Genomic DNA, 18183 nt, shown 5'->3' on the forward strand with positions numbered 1-18183 from the left:
AATAATATATTGTAAAACAATAAATAAACAGATATAATGCAGATAGTAAGATATTCAGGAGGTTGTTATGACCAGTTTCAAACGGGGTGTTCTCTTAAGTGCCATGTCTGTCTGCATTCTGCTTTGTTTATACAGCTATCTGTTCTTGTGGAACTTATCGAAATCTTTTGCTGAGAGTAATCCGTCCATTGCCTACATGCGCTGGCCGATTCTGATCGGCTGCCTGATTATGCTGACCGGAGCGCTCTTCGCCCTGCTCCTGGGAATCAGAGCGGCAGCTCAGACGGAGCAGAAGATCTTTTCTCAGAAAACAGTTCGAACCTTAAGCTGGATGGGGCGCAGTCTGGCGGTCTCCACCGCCGCGATTCTTGGAATATGGATTTATGCACTGACTCAGCTGGGGGATGAAGTCGGGCTGGTCGGAGCTTATTTGATGATCTTTCTGGTGTTTTTTTTCACTGCTTCCAGTGTCATGTTCTTTCTGCGCGATCTGTTTGCCCGGGCAGTAGAATTCCGCACCGAAAACGAGCTGACGGTTTAATGGGAATTATCGTCAATCTGGATGTCATGCTGGCCAGACGAAAGATGCAGCTGAATGAACTAAGTGATAAGGTTGGGATTACCCAAAGCAATCTTTCCATCTTGAAGACTGGGAAGGCCAAGGCAATCCGGTTCTCAACCCTTGATGCAATCTGCCGGGTGCTGGAGTGTCAGCCGGGCGATCTGCTGGCGTTTGACGAAACTCTCAGGGACAGCCTGCCGGAGGAGTCAGAGCCTGTTGCCAGACAGGAGAAAGAGGAAGAATAATCTATAAACACTGCCCCGGACATCTCCTGATCGGAAGATGTCCGGGGCAGCAATTTTTGGGGATTTCTGTCTGACTAAAAATACTTTTTTGCCTCTTCCATGATCCGGTCATAATTCGGTTCCGTTCCGACTTCAGCCAGATACTCGGTATACTGACAGATCCCGTCTTTGTCAAAAACAAAGGCAGCACGGGCCAGAATGCGGAACTCATTGATCAAAGTGCCGGAGGCTTCTCCAAAATCGTGGTGCTTGTAGTCCGAAAGCATGGTGATATAGTCCCCGGCGTTGGTTTTGATCCAGCGATCCAGGGTGAAGGGCAGATCGCAGGAAATGCCATAAACGTTGTAGTTCAGGCCTTCCAGGCGATCATTGAACGTCAGCAGTTCCAGAGAACAGACGCTGGTATCAACGGAAGGGAACGTCAGAACGATGGCGGGGAGCTTCATGTCCCGGGAGGAGAAGGTCGACAGGTCTGTTGCGGTCAGATTGAACTCCGGCAGCGAATCGCCGACTTTCAGTTCAGTTCCGATCAAAGTGACTTCTTTTCCACCGAAAGTAATTTTCATGCTTGTTTCACCTCATATGTTATTTACTGTCTTTGTGTTTAGTTGGGGGTTTGGGTCTGGCTGCACAGCCGAACAATGAACTTGTCAACCATTCCGATGGGCTTCCAGGAAAGCTTGGCTTTGCGCAGACCTTCGATCCCCAGATCCTGTTCCCGGTTTACCGTTACGGCATCGGGATGGTTGATTTTCTGGTTTTCCGAGTTCACAAAGGTGAACAGTCCGTTAACCTCGTCGCTGGCTTTTTCAACATGGACCAGGACAGCATCTTCAGTGAGGTCTTCACTGATGGTAAATGCCTGGCAGACGCCGTCAACGAATACGGTGATGCCTTTCACAGGCAAGGCTTCCAGATGTTCGAATGCCAGTTGGATGCCTTCCAGTTCGCCCAGCGTGTACGGGGATTCTCTGTTTTCCAGCCAGCGTTTTGCCATAGCCAGAGCCGCTCCGGTATTCCCTGTCAGGGGACGAATCTCGTAATTCTGGTTTTTGACAAAATGATTGTAGTGATTTTTCTTGCTGTGCATCTTTTTACCGGACAAAGTCCGAAGCTTTTCACCGCTGTAGAGATACTCTGAATTATCCCGGTCTTCGATCACTTCGTGGGGAATATCATACCGGGCGAGCTGATCAATGATCCACTGCTCTGCATCGATGATCTGACAGGGAAACTCATGTTCCTGGGAAAATTGCTTCATTTCCCGGACGGCACGGACAATCTCCTGATCGGTGCTGGTCAGAGGAGGAAGAAACCCGAAAATCGGGGGGACAGTTCGTCTGAAGTAGATGATGCTTCCGGTATCGCAGATTTCAATGCCGAGTGCATCCTTCCACATGTATAGGGCTGTAAAGTTTTGGACCGAAGACAGAGGATTGCCCAGATGTCGATATCGATCAAATATGGCCTGATGTTTCAGGTCCAGTTTCTCAAATTCCAATATATCACTCCTCTATTCTTATATTATACGGCGATGGACCGGGCGGTTGGCACAATGTTGATTTTTTTACAAATTGGTTATGATTCATTTACTTGCTCTTATCAAAAAAAAGAAAAGAGGGATCTACTCCCTCTCATGATCAGGTATCCTGACGTTCTGGTTCCTGCGTCAGGATCCGTGGTATAATTTCCAGATTCTTTCGGAAGACCTGGCTGAATCTGGGGATGAGCTTGCTTGCTTCAGCCAGTTCTGTTTCGAGATCTTCATAGGAAATGGGGAACACAGTGATCTGATCATTTCGAACCTCCACGTCCAGGTCAAAGATATGACCATTGAGGTTTTTTTCGAATGTTTCCGCCAGGGCGATCAGCAGCCCCAGCCGTTCGGCAATATTGATGTCCAGTCGGTTGATCAGGTGACTGTAAGGTGCCAGCGGCAGGTCATCATTGTTCTTGCGGTGGAAGCTGGCAGCCAGTGCGGCCATCAGGATTTCCCGATGATTCAACCCGTTGATTTCCGAATTCAGGATCAGATAAAAGCTGTGACGCTCATGATCATAGTATCGGATCGACATTCCGGTATCATGGAGCATTGCAGCGCATTTCAAAACATCGCCCCATTCCGCCGGGAACTGCTTTTCATCCTGCAGCGCCTGGAACAGCTTGTTCGAAAGCTTATAGACGTGCTCGGCGTGAGCTACATCCATGTTGTGACGGGCCAGGATTGAGTAGATGGAGGCGTCCAGCCGTTCCGGATAGTATTCGTAATTTGACCGGATGTGCTCGTACAGAATACCTTCTCGCAGACCGTTTCCGGATACGCGCAGTTCTGTCAGACCCGTCAGTCCGCACAGGGATTTAATGATCGCCATGGCTCCCAGGATGACATCCGCCCGATCCATCTCCAAACCAGGGAGTCTCGCCCGGCCATGGGCATTTTTGGTCATGAGCTGGGTGTAGAGCACGTTGATGTCAAGATCCAGCAACGTATAGTTATGAGTCAGGCTCAGGGGATAATGTTTTCTGTTGCGGTCCATGCGTCCAATGGCACGGGCGGAGCCTCCTACCAGGATCATTGTTTTGAACGGCTGGCTGAAAAGCCAGGGGATCTGGCGGAACTCGCTGTCCAGGAGCTGATCCATGGCCTGATGATTGGCACTGGTAACAATGTCTTCCAGATGGTACCGTTCGGTCAAGGTCAGCGTTCCATACGGAATGGACGCAGATTCCATGAGTTCATTGTTGCGGATCCAGACCAGTTCGGTGGAAGAGCCACCGATATCCACCATGAGGCTGTTCTGGACCTCCATGGAGCCGGTAACGCCCCGGAAATCCATATAGGACTCTTCATACTCGTTGAGTACGATAGGCACATAGCCCGTTTCCAATCGGATTCGCTCCAGGAAATCTTCCCGATTGTCCACCCGACGAACCGGATCAGTCGCCACAACGATGGTTCGGCCGACTTGCAGGTTTGCGGCGAATTTCTTGAATTTCTTCAGGACCGCAAGCGCGGCAATGATTTTTTCTTCGGAAATCACCGGAATATGACCATCCTGACCGATTCTGACATTCTCTTTTATTTCTTCGATAATTCGGTAGAATCCCTTGCCGTACAATTCCCATACGACCAGACGGATGGTATTGGATCCGATATCGATAATTCCAAGCCTCATGGCGAAACGCCCCTTTCATTGAACGAATCATGGTTTCAAATTATAATTATACCACGGTTAATCAGGGGATTCCATGATCCGGATTTTTTGGATCTGTTCAGGGTCGGGAGAGGCGGCCGTTTGATACTATGGAGTTTATAAGAAAATAAACTCATACTACTGTTGGCAGTTCATCGAAAAATAGAAAAACTTCTATGTCAATGAATAAGCAAAAAGTCCGTTCTCTACTAGAAATATAAATTAATATGACAATAGATGATCAACAAGGGAGGGCACATCGCAATGGGCAAAGCAATAGATGATTTGAATATCAGGGAAAAAGAGGACCAGGCAATGGATGAAACAGTCACCATCAGTCAGCTGAAGAGCTGGGCCAGTCGGTTTGCCGAGGAACGCAGCTGGCAGGAATACCATACTCCGAAGAATCTGGCGATGTCGATTGCAATTGAAGCAGCGGAACTGATGGAAATATTCCAGTGGAAAACGCCGGAAGAATCAGGCACTATCTGTCAGGATCCGGCAACTCGGGAGCATCTGGGGGAGGAAATTTCAGATGTGCTGGCGTATCTGCTCAATCTGGCCGATGTGCTGGAGATCGATCTCAGCACAGTGTTCCTGGACAAGATGGAGAAAAATGGCAGGAAATATCCGGTAGGTCAGACTACCTCATTCTAAGTTCATGGTAAGACCATGGCGGCTCATGCCAGCTTTAGCCAGCCCATGGAAACAATGGCAACCCATGGGAACAATGGCAACCCATGACAGCATAGGGCAGTACATGGCAAGCCGATTCCCGATCCGTTGAAGGTTCCGGCAGATTACAGTATAATAAGAGGTAAAGTTGATCCGGAAAATGCTTGATCCGGCAAGACTAATCCCTTCAAAGTGAAGGGTTTCATTTTTGGGGATCCCCGGCGATCCTGTCAAAGGAGCATAAAGAAATGGACTATAAACTGATGGTGGCAAACAAGATTGCCCAGGCATCCGGACTGGATGCAGACAAAATCTACGCCTTAATGGAGATCCCGCCACGCTCGGATATGGGCGATTTCGCCTTTCCCTGCTATACGCTGGCCAAGGAGCTGCGCAAAGCACCGCCGGTCATTGCGAAGGAACTGGCCGATCAGGTAGACCCGGCCGGACTCGAGAAAGTCGAAGCCCTGGGACCCTACTTGAATTTTTTCCTTGATAAGGGCGAGTTTGTCGGCAATATCGTGAAGAAGATCCTGGAATCGGGAGTAGAGTACGGAAATGAAAATACCGGCACCGGAAAAAAGATCCTGGTAGAATATTCTTCTCCCAATATCGCCAAACCTTTCAATGTAGCGCTGATGTACACGACCTGTCTGGGCAATGCCCTGTACCGGATGTACCAGTCAGAAGGCTACGATACTGTCGGCATTAACCATCTGGGCGATTACGGCACACAGTTTGGCAAGCTGATTTACGCTTATCGCATGTGGGGAGATGAAGCCGCACTGGAAGCCGATCCAATTGGGGAGCTGCTTCGGATCTACGTCAAGTTCCACGATGAGGCTGAAAAAAATCCTGCCCTGGACGAAGAAGGCCGCCGTCACTTCAAGAATCTGGAAGCCGGCGCTGAGTACGAGACCGGCCTGTGGAACCGCTTCAAGAATTTGTCCCTGAAGGATTTCCAGAAGGTTTACGATATCCTGAATATCGAATTTGACTCGCTCAAAGGCGAAGCGTTCTATTCGGACTACATGCCCCAGGTGATTGACCAGATCCGGGCAAAGGGTCTGCTCACTGAATCTCAGGGAGCTCAGGTGGTCATGCTGGATGAATGGAACATGCCTCCTGCCATCATTTTGAAGAGCGACGGATCTACCATCTACTGTACCCGGGACGTCACCGCTGCCATCTATCGCAAACAGACGTATGATTTCGACAAATGTCTGTACGTGGTGGGATCGCCCCAGTCGCTTCATTTCCGCCAGGTATTCAAAGTGGTGGAGCTGATGGGCAATGAGTGGGCCAAGGACCTGATCCATGTCGGATTCGGTCTGGTGAAGTTCCAGGGGATGAAGTTCTCCACACGGGAAGGCAAGGTGTTCTATCTGACCGACCTTTTGAAGGAAGCCATCCAGAGAGCCCGCGATATTATTGAGGAAAAGAACCCGGAGCTGGAAAACAAGGAAGAAGTAGCCCGTAAGATCGGAATCGGCGGGGTGAAGTTCATTTACCTGAAAAACTCCCGGGAAAAGGAAATTATGTTCGACCTCAACGAGGTGCTGAACTTTGACGGCGAAACTGCGCCCTATGTTCAGTACACCTATGCCCGAGGCCGCAGCATTCTGCGCAAGAATGTTTCAACCGGAGAGGGCGATCTGACTGCGTTGAAGGAGAAAGAGGAATTCGAACTGGCGAAAGTTCTGGAGCATTACAATGACGCGAAACGGGAAGCATTAGAAAAATACGAACCCAGCGTGTTCACCCGCTACATCCTTGATGTTGCCAAGACATTCAATAAATTCTATAACAACATCAACATTGGCAACTCCGAACCCTCACTGCGCAATGCCCGGCTGAAACTGGTGGAAGCCACCTGCCAGGTCATCGCCAACGGACTGGGACTTCTGGGCATCGATGTTGTGGAACGGATGTAATAATGGAACGACGGATTATTCCCGGCGGTTTGTACCGCCACTATAAAAATAACTGGTATTTTGTGATCGGGGAATCGACACATACTGAAACCAGGGAAGTTTTCGTGACTTACTTTCCGCTCTATCTGCCGGGACCGGCTCTCTTTGTTCGACCGCGGGACATGTTTCTGGAACCAATCGAAGCCGGAAAAAGCATAGTTGGGCAAGAATTCCGGTTTCTGGAAAGCGATGCCACCGGAATTTCCATCCAGGACAAAGTCGAGTTGTTGACCAAAGCCCAGAATTTGCTTCGACTGATGGGGCTGTCCGTTGTGGAAGAGTAATGGCAGTGACCATAGGCCCTGACATTCACTAACATCAAAAAACCAGAAGAGCCCTGATGGACTCTTCTGGTTTTTTGATATGCGGGCAGGCCAGACAATTTGTCGTGGATTGGAATCTAGCCGGCTAGTGTGGCTATTTAAGGTCTTTTCGAATCTTTGACATGTTCACTCGAAGAGAGATTAGAAGGACTATTGATTGATGTTAATCTGAAGTCTTATCATTTGCCGGACGGTTCAAAAACACAAGTTCGCCACAGCCTTCGCCGGTATCGCGGTTGGGACATTTGGCCGCGCAGGTGCCGCAATTGCTGACTCCCTTGCTTTTGGAGCTGACTGCCCGAAGAAAGAGCCAGACGGCCAGGATCAGCAGCGCGATGGCCATGATAATTTCAAAAGTTTTCATGTTTGGACTCCTAAAAGATGAGCTGTCCCAGCTGATACACCAGGAATGAAACGATCCATGCCAGTCCCAGCTGGTAGCTGACGGACAGAAGCATCATGCGGGTTCCGAATTCTTTCTTGAACGTCGCGATAACCGCCACACAGGGCGTGTACAGAAGGACGAAGACTAAAAAGGCATAGGCGGACAGCGGGTTGAAGACGGTTGGCAGAATTTGTGTCAGATCACCCTGGTAGACAATCTCCATGGTGGAGATGACGACTTCCTTCGCCATTAAACCGGCAATCAGGGACACCGAAGCCTGCCAGGTGCCAAAACCAAGGGGGGCGAGCAGGGGGGCTGTCACCGTACCCAGTCCGGCCAGAAGGCTGTCCGGGATGTCAACCATACCGGTAAAGTTGAAGTTGGACAGGAACCATACCAGAACGGATAAGGAGAAAATAATGGTCGAAGCTTTGCGGATGAATCCTTTGCCTTTGTCCCAGGTGTTTCGGACCAGAGACTTTAGGCGGGGAATCTGGTAGTCAGGCAGTTCGATCAGAAGGGGTTCTTCTTCTTTGCGGAACAAAGTATTCTTGAAAATCAGGCCCACAATAAATGCGATGAAAACACCCAGAAGATACAGGCTCATTACCACAAGCTCCTGGTACCTGGCAAAAAAAAGACTGCTGAACAGCATATATACGGGCAGTCGGGCATTGCAGGACATTAATGGTGCCAGCAGCGCCGCCAGTTTTCGATCTTTTTCCGATTCAAGGGTTCGGGCACTCATGATCGCAGGTACCGAGCAGCCAAATCCGATAATCATGGGAATGAACGCTTTTCCGGAAAGACCCACCCGGCGCATCAGACGGTCCATGATCAGGGCTGCCCGAGCCATGTAGCCGGATTCTTCCAGAACTGAAATCCCGAAAAACAGTGTCATGATGATGGGAAGGAACACGAGCACGGAACCGACTCCGCCAATGACTCCGTCGATAACCAGGCTGCGGAACCAGTCGGACGAATTGACCAGTAAGTGGTCAATCAGGCTTCCAAAGGGGCCGATGATGTATTCTTCAAAGGCACCGGACAGGGGATCACCCACCCAGGAGAAGGTCAGTTTAAAGACCAGAAACAGCAGTAGCAGGAAAATGGGGTAAGCTGCTGCGGGATGCAGCACAATCCGGTCTATGGTGTCGGTCAGCGCATGGACTTTGCCTTCGCCAGTCTGTGAATCAGCGACAATGGCATCGATCTTCTCGTAAGTTCTGGCTTCGTTGGCCTGGGGTTTCAGGAGGGAGGTCACCTGGCCTGCGCCTGACTTGATCTGTTTCACCAGTTCATCAATGCCCTGACCCTTGGCAGCCACGATGGGGATCACCGGCAGGCCAATATTCTGACTTAGTTTGCCGGGGTCAATCTGAATCCCTTTATTCTTTGCCATGTCAAGCATGTTCAGGGCAATGATCATGGGGATGCCGAATTCGGAAGCCTGACTCGTCAGATAAAGATTTCTCGAAAGGTTCGAGGCGTCCAGAATATTGACGATCAGATCGGGTTTTTCCTCGGTTAAAAAGTTTTTGGATACTTTCTCTTCATTGGAGTAAGTATCCATCGCGTAGATACCTGGCAAGTCGACGACTTTCATATCGCCGTGCCAGCCTTCCTTTTTTTCTACTGTGACGCCAGGCCAGTTTCCAACATACTGGTTGCTGCCCGTCAGAAGATTGAACAGAGTCGTTTTTCCCACATTGGGATTCCCAAGCAATGCGATGACCATAGAGCCTAGATCTCCACAAAGATGGAAGAGGCATCCTTTTTACGGATGGCCAGATTGAATCCGCGGAAGGAAACCACCAGCGGATCTCCCAGGGGAGCGATACGCACCAGTTCCAGCACCGTGCCGGGAATGCATCCCAAAGCTTGCAGACGCTTGGTTAGACGGGCATCGCCCTCTACTTTCACTATTTTGCCGGATTGGCCTATATTCAGTCGATTTATGTTTGTCATGGAAGGTCACTCCTTAAGAACTAATCAGTATTGAAAATCATTATCATTAACTTCAAGTTCATTATATCTTTACAAAGATTTCGTGTCAATAAAACATTTCGAATGTTAATATTTTATCTTTCGCCATTACAACGGTAGTGAATAATCAGCGGAAGCCTTGGAGCAACAGTGATAATCGCACTCGGGACACGTAACCGTCAGCTGCCTCGATTGTTTGAACCAGCTGCTCGGATCAAATAGCCCCGGGTTCCTGGACAAGAAATAAGCGGGAGCGCTGGTTTCACAGAAAAAAAGTGAGCGAGATTCCTTGTCATGCGGTAAAATTTAACCAGGAAGACTCTGTTGTGGCGATTCCAGCCAAGCTTGGGCTAGCACGAATGGATAAGCGGGTGTCTCAGGAACATCGGACTGATTTGTGAGAAAACGTATTCTGCAAGTCGATGAATTTGCTTGATCCCTCGGAACAGAATCGCCGGAATCATCGGCTTCTGCACATTCAATTCATTTTAAAACAGTCCGATCAGCGGGATCAGAGGATCCAGGGGAAAAGAGGGAAAAATGGAAGTCACTAAATTAATAAAAACAAGGATTGGGTTTCGAACCCTGAAGACAGCAGTGGCGGCTACCGCGGCGATATTTCTGTCTCAGCTCATTGGATTGAGTTACGCAGGGAACTCAGGAATTATTGCCATATTGAGTGTCCAGAATACAAAACGGAAATCCATTAACCTGGCAAGGCAGCGTCTCATCGCGACACTGGTAGCTCTCAGCATCGGTTCTCTGATGTTTCTAACCTTTGGGTTCACATCAGTAGCATTCGGTCTTTACCTTTTAATGTTTATACCCATCGCGGTTCGATTTGGATTCCACGAAGCCATTGTGCCTTGTTCAGTTTTGGTGACTCATTTGCTGGCCATTCGATCCGTTGCGCCCGGCTGGCTGGGCAATGAGTTTATGCAGATGGTAATCGGTGCTGGATGTGCACTGCTGGTGAACCTGCACATTCCCAGTATCGAAACTCAATTGCAGGCAGACGTAGCAGCCATTGAGGAGAAGTTGAAGGAGGTTTTGCTTCACCTGGCTTCCCGCCTGAAGTCAGATGAAGTGGCGCCTCGGCCGCATCTGATGGCTGAACTGACCAATCTGCTTGAGAGAGCCCGCGAGCGGGTGGAACAGGAATCCTCAAATTTCGAGAGGCGGAACCTGGAGGACCGGATCAGTTACCTGGATATGCGCCTTAGTCAGCTGGAAGTCATGAAGCATCTGGAGCGATATTTGCTCCGAATTAAACGGTCGGGTCAGGAAACTGCCATTGTCGGCCGATTAACCGAGCTGCTGGCACTTCAGGTGAATCAGATGGAGTTTTCCGGATCCACCGCCGAGCAGATCAGACAGTATCAGGAGCATTTCCATCAGATGGATCTGCCTGCTTCAAAAGAAGAGTTTGAATGTCGGGCTACGCTCTATGACTTTGTCAGTGACTTGGAACTCATGATGGATCTGAAGCAAAATTACTATAACCGTACCAGGTAGATCATCTTTGGCAAGACAGGCTGACTGAAAATCGATACAATGAAGATATATATAATACCCGATGATCGGATGGCCTGGTGATCTCATTCTTTACTCGGGAGATGACCTGTGGTCAATTTGGGTTTGGCGATTGGGGCTGACTTGTTGTGCCTGCAGACCAGCCTACGTTGCTATCCCTGGATGTGTTCTTAAGTCTGAGTTGCCTTGTTGAAAGACGCCATGAACAAGATGAGAAAGAGTCCACGGACAAGAAATTATGGAATATTAAACCAGTTCGCCCGCCCAGGAGAACAGGAGTTAATAAATAAAAGATGGAAGAAGGGGTCTGAATGAAAAAAACTGCAGCATTTTTTGACATTGACGGCACGCTATACCGGGAAGGGTTCATCGCTGACCTCTTTAAGATGCTTGTAAAATGTGAAATCATCAGCTATGAGCAATGGTATGATGAAGTCCGTCCGGAGTTTGTGAACTGGGATCGCCGGCTGGGCACATATGACATGTATCTGCTGAAGATGTCCAGCATGTATACCCAGGCGATCATGGGACATCATCGGTCTCTGGTTCAGCATATTGTAAAGCGGGTCATTGAAGATAAGGCCATGAGGACTTATGTGTATACCAGACAGCGGATTCAGTGGCATAAGGAACAGGGCCACATGTGCATCACCGTGTCAGGCAGTCCGTATGAACTGGTAGGAGCCATGGCGAAATTCTATGGCTTTGATGATTTTCGCGGTTCCCGCTATCTGATGGATCGGAATCACCGGTATACCGGAGAAATCATTCCCATGTGGACCGCCGAAAGCAAACAGCAGGCACTGGAAGAACTGGCGGTTACCCATGATATCGATCTGAGTCAGTCCTGGTCTTACGGCGATACGGCAGCGGATATCTCGATGTTCCGCCTGACTGGCTATCCCAATCTGATCAATCCAACCAGGGAGTTGATTAACCTGGTCCGGAATGATCCGGAGCTGATGGCCAAGGCAACCTGTATCGTGGAACGCAAAGATGTGATTTATCGAATGAATCTGAGTCAGGTGGAGCTGGTCGATGATCGAACAAATCACACGGTATAAGCTGTATGGCCCGGAGCTCCGGGAGTTGACGGCCAATCCCGGGGCTGGGCCGGAGGAAACAGAACTGACATCCCGGTCCGTTTATCTGGACCTGGAACATTATATTTATCATAAACCCATTGCACTGGGCATTTTTGGGGCTGCGGTCCGGGAAAACGACGAACTCATCTGCACTCAGTATTTCCTGGAAAATAAAACGGATTTAAAGACCATGGTGCTCCGCAGTCACGAGTATCTGATGCGCAAGCGCAGGGAAGGGTACGATCATCTGGTTGCCTTCGCTGCCCGGAATGATCTGATGGTTCTTCACGCCATGTTTCACAAGTTTGGACTGAACACCAATCTGCGGGAGGTGTTTCAAGTTGTGGACCTGCAGACTCGATTCCATAAAGATTTCTCAGCAATGATCGGTCTGAACGCACTGGAACAATTCGCCGGTGTGGAACGGACGGGTCCGTCGATTTCAGGGTCCACCATAGCCAAGACATTTGCCGCGGTCATGGCCGATCCGAATTATATCCTGCGCATGCCGACTGAAAAGAAGAGCCGCCTGCTGGAATACAATCGCATGGATGTAGTCAATCTTTATTATATTCTGGATGCCTGGCCGGACATCTCTCAGGTGGAGGTGGATCGTTTTCTCGGGGAGAGAAAAGCCGCCCAGCAGCAAAGGCAGATGGCCAGAGAAGTCGTCGAGGATCAGTCCCATTCCGAATCGTAATCCGGCATACATCGGTGCAGAGCTATGCAAGCAGAAAAAAAGGACAGGATTTCCTTGATTGAGTAAGAATTTGAATACTTTGCATAATTTTCCGCGGGCTTTCGGATGATTGAAATATATATAATGAAGAAACCGAAACAGCCAGATCATTTTCTTTGGAGAGTCTGTAAGAATTTATTCAACACGCCGATGAGAATTCGTGCAGCGAACCCGTTCAGCCGAACCCATGCAGGCATCGGGCTGGTCTGTCGATCACCCCATTTGATTCAATTCATGAAAATAACTCTGAGCGCGAGCTCAGGGTTATTTTTGCGTTCGATTGGTTGAGGAAATCGGAAGCGAGAAATCGGGTGAGGAAATCCTGGATTTCATGTATTTTTAATATTTAAATCTAATAAAAAGGGTTTACATGGTTTCCCTCAAATGATATCCTAGTTATGGGTTAATTAGCACTCGAACAAGATGAGTGCTAACAGAGTAAGGAGGTGGGGGAATGCTGGAAGACGGAATGAATGATCGGAAGCTGGAAATACTCAAAGCCATCATTTCAGACTATGTTTCAACCGGTGAACCGGTTGGATCAAGGACCCTGGCGAAAAAATATGACCTGGGCATCAGTCCGGCCACCATCCGCAACGAGATGTCCGATCTGGAAGAGATGGGTTTCCTCGAGCAGCCTCATACATCAGCCGGACGGATCCCATCTTCGAAAGGGTATCGGGTATATGTGGATCAGCTGATGGAACGGGGAGAGGCTACCAGAGAGGAAATTGCTCTGATTGAAAAGCAGATCCTGTCCATCGCTTCCTTTCAAATAGACAAGATCATCCGCCAAACCTCGCAGATGCTGTCGCAGCTGACGAATCTGGCTATCATTACCAGAAAGCCCTCTACCCGATTTTCCCAGATCCGAACGGTTCAGCTGGTCTCGCTGGGTGAGCATCACATCATGGTGGTGCTGGTACTTGGCAACAACCAGGTGAAAAATACGATTCTCGATACCAAGGATGTCCCGGAACCGCAGGATCTTCTGATGCTGTCGAATCTTTTGACGGGCAAGTTGTCCGGACTGGCAGCTTCGGAAATCGATATTTTAATTATGGATTCAATCCGTCGTGATCTGGCCGGACATTCCGAACTGTTTGCCTCCATCATGGCCGCTGTTCATGATGCGCTCTACGATGAAAGCAATGGCTACATCGTAGAAGGCAAGAACAATATCCTCGACTATCCGGAATTCAATGATATCCAAAAGGCAAGAGAAGTACTGGAAGTCTTGGAAAATCCCGATGAACTGATGGTCAATGTCGAGTCCTGTGAAGATTGCGAGGACGAATTCCGAATTGTGATCGGCGAGGAAACGAATTTACCGGAAACGAAAGACTGGTCGATTATCTCGGCTAAATATAAATTGAATGGACAGGATGTGGGAACAATCAATCTCCTGGGACCAAAGCGACTGGATTATTCCAAAATGAGCTCAATCCTGAAGAGTGTTGTTGATGAATTAAACCGCAAACTGAGAAATATCACAGAGGAGACGGACGATGGATAAGTGGAAAGACAAAGAGGATCTTTTGAAGCAAGAAGAGGCAATGACTCAGGCTGCCGGAGCAGAAGAGACCATGGCGAGTCAAAGCCCTGAAGCGAATGGAAAAGATCCGGAACCGATGGAACCGGTTCATTCGGAATCCGACGGATCGAACGAGCAAGCCCCGACAATCAGTGAGGACGAAGCAGCCGCTTCCTCCGCCGGAGAAGAGGATGAGATGATATTCTTCAGACGAAAAATCAAGAACCTGGAAGATGAGAATAAAAAGCTTGGAAACGAGCTGGATGCATTCAAGGATCGCCTGACCAGGCTGTCTGCGGAGTATGATAATTACCGGAAGCGCTCTGCCCGGGAAAAGGAAGAGCTTTCCGCTCAGTGTACTTCCAATCTGCTCAAGGATATTATCCCGGTCATCGATAATCTGGAGCGTGCGCTTATTTCGGAAACGGATGACCTGCCCGGATTAAAGGATGGCGTTCAGATGACGCTGGACCAGTTCGTTCAGGCCATGCAGCGGTTCGGGGTGGAGGAAATTCCCACGGATCAGCCCTTTGATCCCCATTACCATGAGGCCGTAATGCATGAAGTGGATGATAATAAGGGAGAAAAAGAAATTTCGGAAGTGTTTTTAAGAGGGTATAAGATCGGTGATAAAGTCATTCGCCATACCGTCGTCAAAGTAGCAAACTAATCAGCGGATGCTTCACCGAGGCTGATTTTAAACAACAAGCAAAATATTAGATTCAAGATATATTTAGGAGGCTTATTATGGCAAAAGTAATTGGAATAGACCTTGGTACCACAAACTCAGTTGTAGCGGTTATGGAAGGCGGAAACCCGGTAGTCATCCCGAACTCCGAAGGAGCCCGGACGACACCCTCCGTCGTATCATTCCAGCCCAACGGAGACCTGCTCGTAGGAGCAACAGCCAAGCGGCAGGCAATCACCAATCCGGACCACACCATCGCTTCCATCAAGCGCCAGATGGGAACCGACTTTAAAGTAGACGTCAATGGCAAGAAGTATACCGCACCGGAAATTTCAGCAATGGTCCTTCAGAAAATGAAGCGTGACGCGGAAAGCTACCTGGGCGAAACCGTTACCCAGGCGGTTATCACGGTTCCGGCTTACTTCAACGACAGCCAGCGCCAGGCAACCAAAGATGCCGGAAAAATTGCCGGACTTGAAGTCCTGCGTATCGTCAATGAACCGACGGCCGCATCCCTGGCTTATGGTATTGACAAAACCGATGACGCTCACAAGATTCTGGTCTACGATCTGGGCGGCGGAACATTTGATGTATCCATCCTGGATCTTGGAGATGGCGTTTTCGAAGTTCTTTCCACCAATGGAAACACAAAGCTGGGCGGAGATGACTTCGATCAGAGAATCGTAAAATGGATCGCTGAAGAGTTTAAGAAGTCCAACGGCATCGATCTGACCAATGATAAAATGTCCATGCAGCGCCTCAAGGATGCTGCTGAGGCTGCAAAGATTGAACTGTCTTCCGCTACAACGGCTCAGATCAACCTTCCCTTCATTACCTCGGATGCCACCGGACCCAAGCATATCAATATGTCACTGTCCAGAGCCAAGTTCAATGAACTTACCGACGATCTGGTCAAGGCCACGATGCAGCCCATGAAGCAGGCCATTGAGGATGCAGGACTGAAAGTATCCGGCATTGATAAGGTAATCCTGGTCGGTGGATCCACCAGAATCCCGGCAGTTCAGGATATCGTAAAGGAATTTACAGGCAAGGAACCCACCAAGGGTGTCAACCCGGACGAAGTGGTCGCTTTGGGTGCCGCCATTCAGGCCGGTGTTCTGACCGGAGACGTCAAAGACATTGTCCTGCTGGATGTTACTCCGCTGACCCTGGGAATTGAAACCATGGGCGGAATTGCAACCCCGATCATCGAACGGAACACCACGATTCCGGCCAAAAAGAGCCAGATCTTCACCACGGCAGCAGATGGTCAGACTTCAGTCGACGTCCATGTAGTTCAGGGTGAACGCAAAATGGCCATGGACAACAAGACACTGGGTCGCTTCACGCTCTCCGGAATCGCTCCGGCACCGCGCGGCATCCCGCAGATTGAAGTATCCTTTGACATTGATGCCAACGGTATCGTCAAGGTAACCGCTGTGGACAAGGCAACCGGCAAGGAAGCCAATATCACGATCACCGCCTCTTCCAACATGACTTCAGCTGATATCGACAAGGCTGTTCAGGAAGCAGAACGCTTCGCGGAAGAAGACCGCCTGAAGAAAGAACGGGTTGAAATCAAAAACAACGCGGAACAGGCTGTTTATCAGACTGAAAAAGCTTTGAAGGATATCGAGGACAAGGTAGATGCCGCTGATAAGGCGAGCATCGAGGAGAAACTCGAAGCGCTGAAGAAACTGACCGATTCCGAAGATCTGGAGGCGGTTAAAAAAGCCCAGGATGAGCTGACCACGGCCTTCTACGAGGTATCCTCCAAGGTTTACCAGGCAAGCGCTCAGGCCTCTGCGGAGGAAGGTGCCGGCCCGGAAGCGGGAACAGCTGATCAGTCACAGTCCGGTCCCGACAATGTCGTTGATGCAGATTTCGAGGTTGAAGACAAGCAGTAATTTCTGATACACTGTTTCAGTGGAATGTCATGGAGTGATCCATGCAGCAGAAAAAATCATAACCAACAAGTCATTTTGAGAACCAGGCTGCCTGGTTCTCAAAATCTTGACGAACGGGAGTAAATATGGCCAATAAAGATTATTATGAGCTCCTTGGCCTGACCAAGGATGCCACCGAAGAAGAAATAAAGCGCGCCTTCCGCAAACTGGCAATAAAGTATCATCCGGATCGAAACCAGGGTGACAAAGCGGCAGAGGAAAAATTCAAAGAGATCAATGAAGCGTATCAGGTTCTTTCCGATCCGCAGAAAAAAGCTCAGTTCGACCAGTACGGAACCACGGATTTCAATGGTGGCTTCGGACAGGGCGGAGGATATGCCGGATATGATTTTGAAGGTTTCGATATGGGCGATATTTTCAGCCAGTTCTTCGGAGGCTTCACCGGTTCATCAGGTCGGCAGCAAAGTGCCAATGCGCCCCGTCGCGGTGAAAGCATCGAATACTACCTGGATCTGACCTTTGAGGAGGCCGTATTCGGAACGAAGAAGGAAATCAACCTCACAGTGGACGATACCTGTGATACTTGCCATGGTTCAGGTGCCAAGGATCCATCCAAGAAACGGACCTGCTCCAAATGCCAGGGATCCGGCCGGATCCGCACCCAGCGCCAGACGATGTTTGGCAATATGATGACGGAAACTGTCTGTGATGTGTGTCATGGCGAAGGCGAGGTAATTGAGGAACCATGTCCGACCTGCCGCGGCAAGGGACGGGTCAGAACCCAGCGCAAAGTCACGGTGAACATCCCCAAGGGCGTAGACAGCAACAATGTGATTCCGTTGCGCGGCCAGGGCAGTGCCGGCTTTAAAGGCGGTCCCGCCGGAGACGTGCATCTGGTGCTGAGGGTCAAGCCCAGCTCAACGTTTGTCCGCAAAGGCACCAACATTTTCATCGATAAGCATATTGATATTGCACAGGCTGCCCTGGGCATGGAAACCCGTGTCCCGACAGTGGATGGCGAAGTGAGCTACAAGATTCCTGCGGGAACGCAATCCGGCACGGTATTCCGGCTCAAGGGCAAAGGAGTTCCCCTGGTCAATTCCAAATCGGATCAGCGCGGAGACCAGTTTGTCAATGTGATTGTGGATACGCCGCAAAAACTCAATGATGCCCAGAAGGAAGCTCTGCAGGCTTATCTGGCAGCATCCGGATTCTCAGCCTCCGATAAAAAAGCCGGTGAGAAGAAATCCGCCGACAAAAAACGAAAATTCGGGATATTCTAAATTGCTTTGACGGCAAATGCTTAAATGGCCAAAGGAACAGCGCCGCTGCCCCTTTGGCCATTTCCATGGGC

17 protein-coding genes and 1 pseudogene are annotated in these 18183 nt (G+C 49.5%); 12 read left to right on the top strand and 6 right to left on the bottom strand.

Translation table 11 applies throughout. From position 1 onward, the window contains the following. The first annotated feature begins 67 nt into the window (after positions 1–67). Positions 68–541 (top strand): DUF2975 domain-containing protein, encoded by a 474-nt coding sequence (locus P6M73_RS06540; protein WP_277855308.1) that lies wholly within the window; start codon positions 68–70, stop codon positions 539–541. Next, positions 541–735: pseudogene (locus P6M73_RS06545) on the top strand (helix-turn-helix domain-containing protein); the annotation flags it as partial. The gene P6M73_RS06540 and the pseudogene P6M73_RS06545, both read left to right, overlap by 1 nt. 146 nt (positions 736–881) lie before the next feature. Here P6M73_RS06545 and tpx read toward each other — a convergent pair. The 3 genes from tpx to P6M73_RS06560 all read right to left on the bottom strand — a co-directional run bounded on the left by tpx (position 882) and on the right by P6M73_RS06560 (position 3983). Continuing rightward, positions 882–1373, bottom strand: a complete 492-nt coding sequence (gene tpx, locus P6M73_RS06550) for a thiol peroxidase (protein WP_277855309.1) — start codon at positions 1371–1373, stop codon at positions 882–884. 38 nt (positions 1374–1411) lie between these two features. Further along, the gene (locus P6M73_RS06555) at positions 1412–2308 is read right to left on the bottom strand and encodes a DUF2156 domain-containing protein (RefSeq protein WP_277855310.1); all 897 of its coding nucleotides are present in this window, start codon (positions 2306–2308) and stop codon (positions 1412–1414) included. Positions 2309–2447: 139 nt separating this feature from the next. Continuing rightward, positions 2448–3983, bottom strand: a complete 1536-nt coding sequence (locus P6M73_RS06560) for a Ppx/GppA phosphatase family protein (protein ID WP_277855311.1) — start codon at positions 3981–3983, stop codon at positions 2448–2450. A gap of 282 nt (positions 3984–4265) precedes the next feature. Here P6M73_RS06560 and P6M73_RS06565 point away from each other — a divergent pair, with 282 nt between their 5' ends. From P6M73_RS06565 to P6M73_RS06575, 3 genes are all read left to right on the top strand, one after another. Next, entirely contained in the window at positions 4266–4658 is a 393-nt protein-coding gene (locus P6M73_RS06565) for a nucleotide pyrophosphohydrolase (RefSeq protein ID WP_277855312.1), read from the top strand. A 266-nt stretch (positions 4659–4924) separates the two neighbouring features. Further along, positions 4925–6610 (top strand): arginine--tRNA ligase, encoded by a 1686-nt coding sequence (argS, locus tag P6M73_RS06570; RefSeq protein ID WP_277855313.1) that lies wholly within the window; start codon positions 4925–4927, stop codon positions 6608–6610. A gap of 2 nt (positions 6611–6612) precedes the next feature. Continuing rightward, positions 6613–6933, top strand: a complete 321-nt coding sequence (locus P6M73_RS06575) for a DUF1653 domain-containing protein (protein ID WP_277855314.1) — start codon at positions 6613–6615, stop codon at positions 6931–6933. A 202-nt stretch (positions 6934–7135) separates the two neighbouring features. On the opposite strand, the gene P6M73_RS06580 is transcribed toward P6M73_RS06575, so the two are convergent. The 3 genes from P6M73_RS06580 to P6M73_RS06590 are packed head-to-tail and all read right to left on the bottom strand — an operon-like array spanning position 7136 to position 9325. Then, on the bottom strand, positions 7136–7336 hold the full coding sequence (locus tag P6M73_RS06580) for a FeoB-associated Cys-rich membrane protein (protein ID WP_277855315.1): 201 nt from the start codon (positions 7334–7336) through the stop codon (positions 7136–7138). A gap of 10 nt (positions 7337–7346) precedes the next feature. Beyond that, the gene (gene feoB, locus P6M73_RS06585) at positions 7347–9095 is read right to left on the bottom strand and encodes a ferrous iron transport protein B (RefSeq protein WP_277855316.1); all 1749 of its coding nucleotides are present in this window, start codon (positions 9093–9095) and stop codon (positions 7347–7349) included. Positions 9096–9100: 5 nt separating this feature from the next. Continuing rightward, positions 9101–9325: a FeoA family protein gene (locus P6M73_RS06590; RefSeq protein ID WP_277855317.1), complete on the bottom strand. Its 225-nt coding sequence runs from the start codon at positions 9323–9325 to the stop codon at positions 9101–9103. Positions 9326–9883: 558 nt separating this feature from the next. Between P6M73_RS06590 and P6M73_RS06595 the strand changes: the two genes are divergently transcribed. The 7 genes from P6M73_RS06595 to dnaJ all read left to right on the top strand — a co-directional run bounded on the left by P6M73_RS06595 (position 9884) and on the right by dnaJ (position 18112). Then, the gene (locus P6M73_RS06595) at positions 9884–10858 is read left to right on the top strand and encodes an aromatic acid exporter family protein (protein WP_277855318.1); all 975 of its coding nucleotides are present in this window, start codon (positions 9884–9886) and stop codon (positions 10856–10858) included. Between the two features lie 329 nt (positions 10859–11187). After that, complete coding sequence (locus P6M73_RS06600; protein ID WP_277855319.1) at positions 11188–11940, top strand: HAD-IB family hydrolase; 753 nt, start codon at positions 11188–11190, stop codon at positions 11938–11940. After that, complete coding sequence (locus P6M73_RS06605) at positions 11915–12661, top strand: ribonuclease H-like domain-containing protein (RefSeq protein ID WP_277855320.1); 747 nt, start codon at positions 11915–11917, stop codon at positions 12659–12661. The genes P6M73_RS06600 and P6M73_RS06605 overlap by 26 nt, the downstream gene beginning before the upstream one ends. 493 nt (positions 12662–13154) lie before the next feature. After that, complete coding sequence (gene hrcA, locus P6M73_RS06610; protein ID WP_277855321.1) at positions 13155–14216, top strand: heat-inducible transcriptional repressor HrcA; 1062 nt, start codon at positions 13155–13157, stop codon at positions 14214–14216. Next, positions 14209–14904 (top strand): nucleotide exchange factor GrpE, encoded by a 696-nt coding sequence (grpE, locus tag P6M73_RS06615; RefSeq protein WP_277855322.1) that lies wholly within the window; start codon positions 14209–14211, stop codon positions 14902–14904. Before hrcA ends, grpE begins: the two co-directional genes overlap by 8 nt. A gap of 77 nt (positions 14905–14981) precedes the next feature. Next, positions 14982–16829 (top strand): molecular chaperone DnaK, encoded by a 1848-nt coding sequence (dnaK, locus tag P6M73_RS06620; RefSeq protein WP_277855323.1) that lies wholly within the window; start codon positions 14982–14984, stop codon positions 16827–16829. A 125-nt stretch (positions 16830–16954) separates the two neighbouring features. Further along, a complete protein-coding gene (dnaJ, locus tag P6M73_RS06625; protein ID WP_277855324.1) occupies positions 16955–18112 on the top strand; it encodes a molecular chaperone DnaJ in 1158 nt (385 codons plus the stop codon). The last annotated feature ends 71 nt before the right edge of the window (positions 18113–18183 follow it).

This window comes from Anaerococcoides asporogena, from assembly GCF_029590275.1.
GTDB lineage: Bacteria > Bacillota > Clostridia > Clostridiales > Clostridiaceae > JG1575.

Bases quoted from the DNA above. Each gene is read 5' to 3' on its own strand.
- P6M73_RS06540 (WP_277855308.1), top strand. From the start codon at position 68: ATGACCAGTTTCAAACGGGGTGTTCTCTTAAGTGCCATGTCTGTCTGC.
- tpx (WP_277855309.1), bottom strand. From the start codon at position 1,373: ATGAAAATTACTTTCGGTGGAAAAGAAGTCACTTTGATCGGAACTGAA.
- P6M73_RS06560 (WP_277855311.1), bottom strand. From the start codon at position 3,983: ATGAGGCTTGGAATTATCGATATCGGATCCAATACCATCCGTCTGGTC.
- P6M73_RS06565 (WP_277855312.1), top strand. From the start codon at position 4,266: ATGGGCAAAGCAATAGATGATTTGAATATCAGGGAAAAAGAGGACCAG.
- argS (WP_277855313.1), top strand. From the start codon at position 4,925: ATGGACTATAAACTGATGGTGGCAAACAAGATTGCCCAGGCATCCGGA.
- P6M73_RS06575 (WP_277855314.1), top strand. From the start codon at position 6,613: ATGGAACGACGGATTATTCCCGGCGGTTTGTACCGCCACTATAAAAAT.
- P6M73_RS06580 (WP_277855315.1), bottom strand. From the start codon at position 7,336: ATGAAAACTTTTGAAATTATCATGGCCATCGCGCTGCTGATCCTGGCC.
- feoB (WP_277855316.1), bottom strand. From the start codon at position 9,095: ATGGTCATCGCATTGCTTGGGAATCCCAATGTGGGAAAAACGACTCTG.
- P6M73_RS06590 (WP_277855317.1), bottom strand. From the start codon at position 9,325: ATGACAAACATAAATCGACTGAATATAGGCCAATCCGGCAAAATAGTG.
- P6M73_RS06595 (WP_277855318.1), top strand. From the start codon at position 9,884: ATGGAAGTCACTAAATTAATAAAAACAAGGATTGGGTTTCGAACCCTG.
- P6M73_RS06600 (WP_277855319.1), top strand. From the start codon at position 11,188: ATGAAAAAAACTGCAGCATTTTTTGACATTGACGGCACGCTATACCGG.
- P6M73_RS06605 (WP_277855320.1), top strand. From the start codon at position 11,915: ATGATCGAACAAATCACACGGTATAAGCTGTATGGCCCGGAGCTCCGG.
- hrcA (WP_277855321.1), top strand. From the start codon at position 13,155: ATGCTGGAAGACGGAATGAATGATCGGAAGCTGGAAATACTCAAAGCC.
- grpE (WP_277855322.1), top strand. From the start codon at position 14,209: ATGGATAAGTGGAAAGACAAAGAGGATCTTTTGAAGCAAGAAGAGGCA.
- dnaK (WP_277855323.1), top strand. From the start codon at position 14,982: ATGGCAAAAGTAATTGGAATAGACCTTGGTACCACAAACTCAGTTGTA.
- dnaJ (WP_277855324.1), top strand. From the start codon at position 16,955: ATGGCCAATAAAGATTATTATGAGCTCCTTGGCCTGACCAAGGATGCC.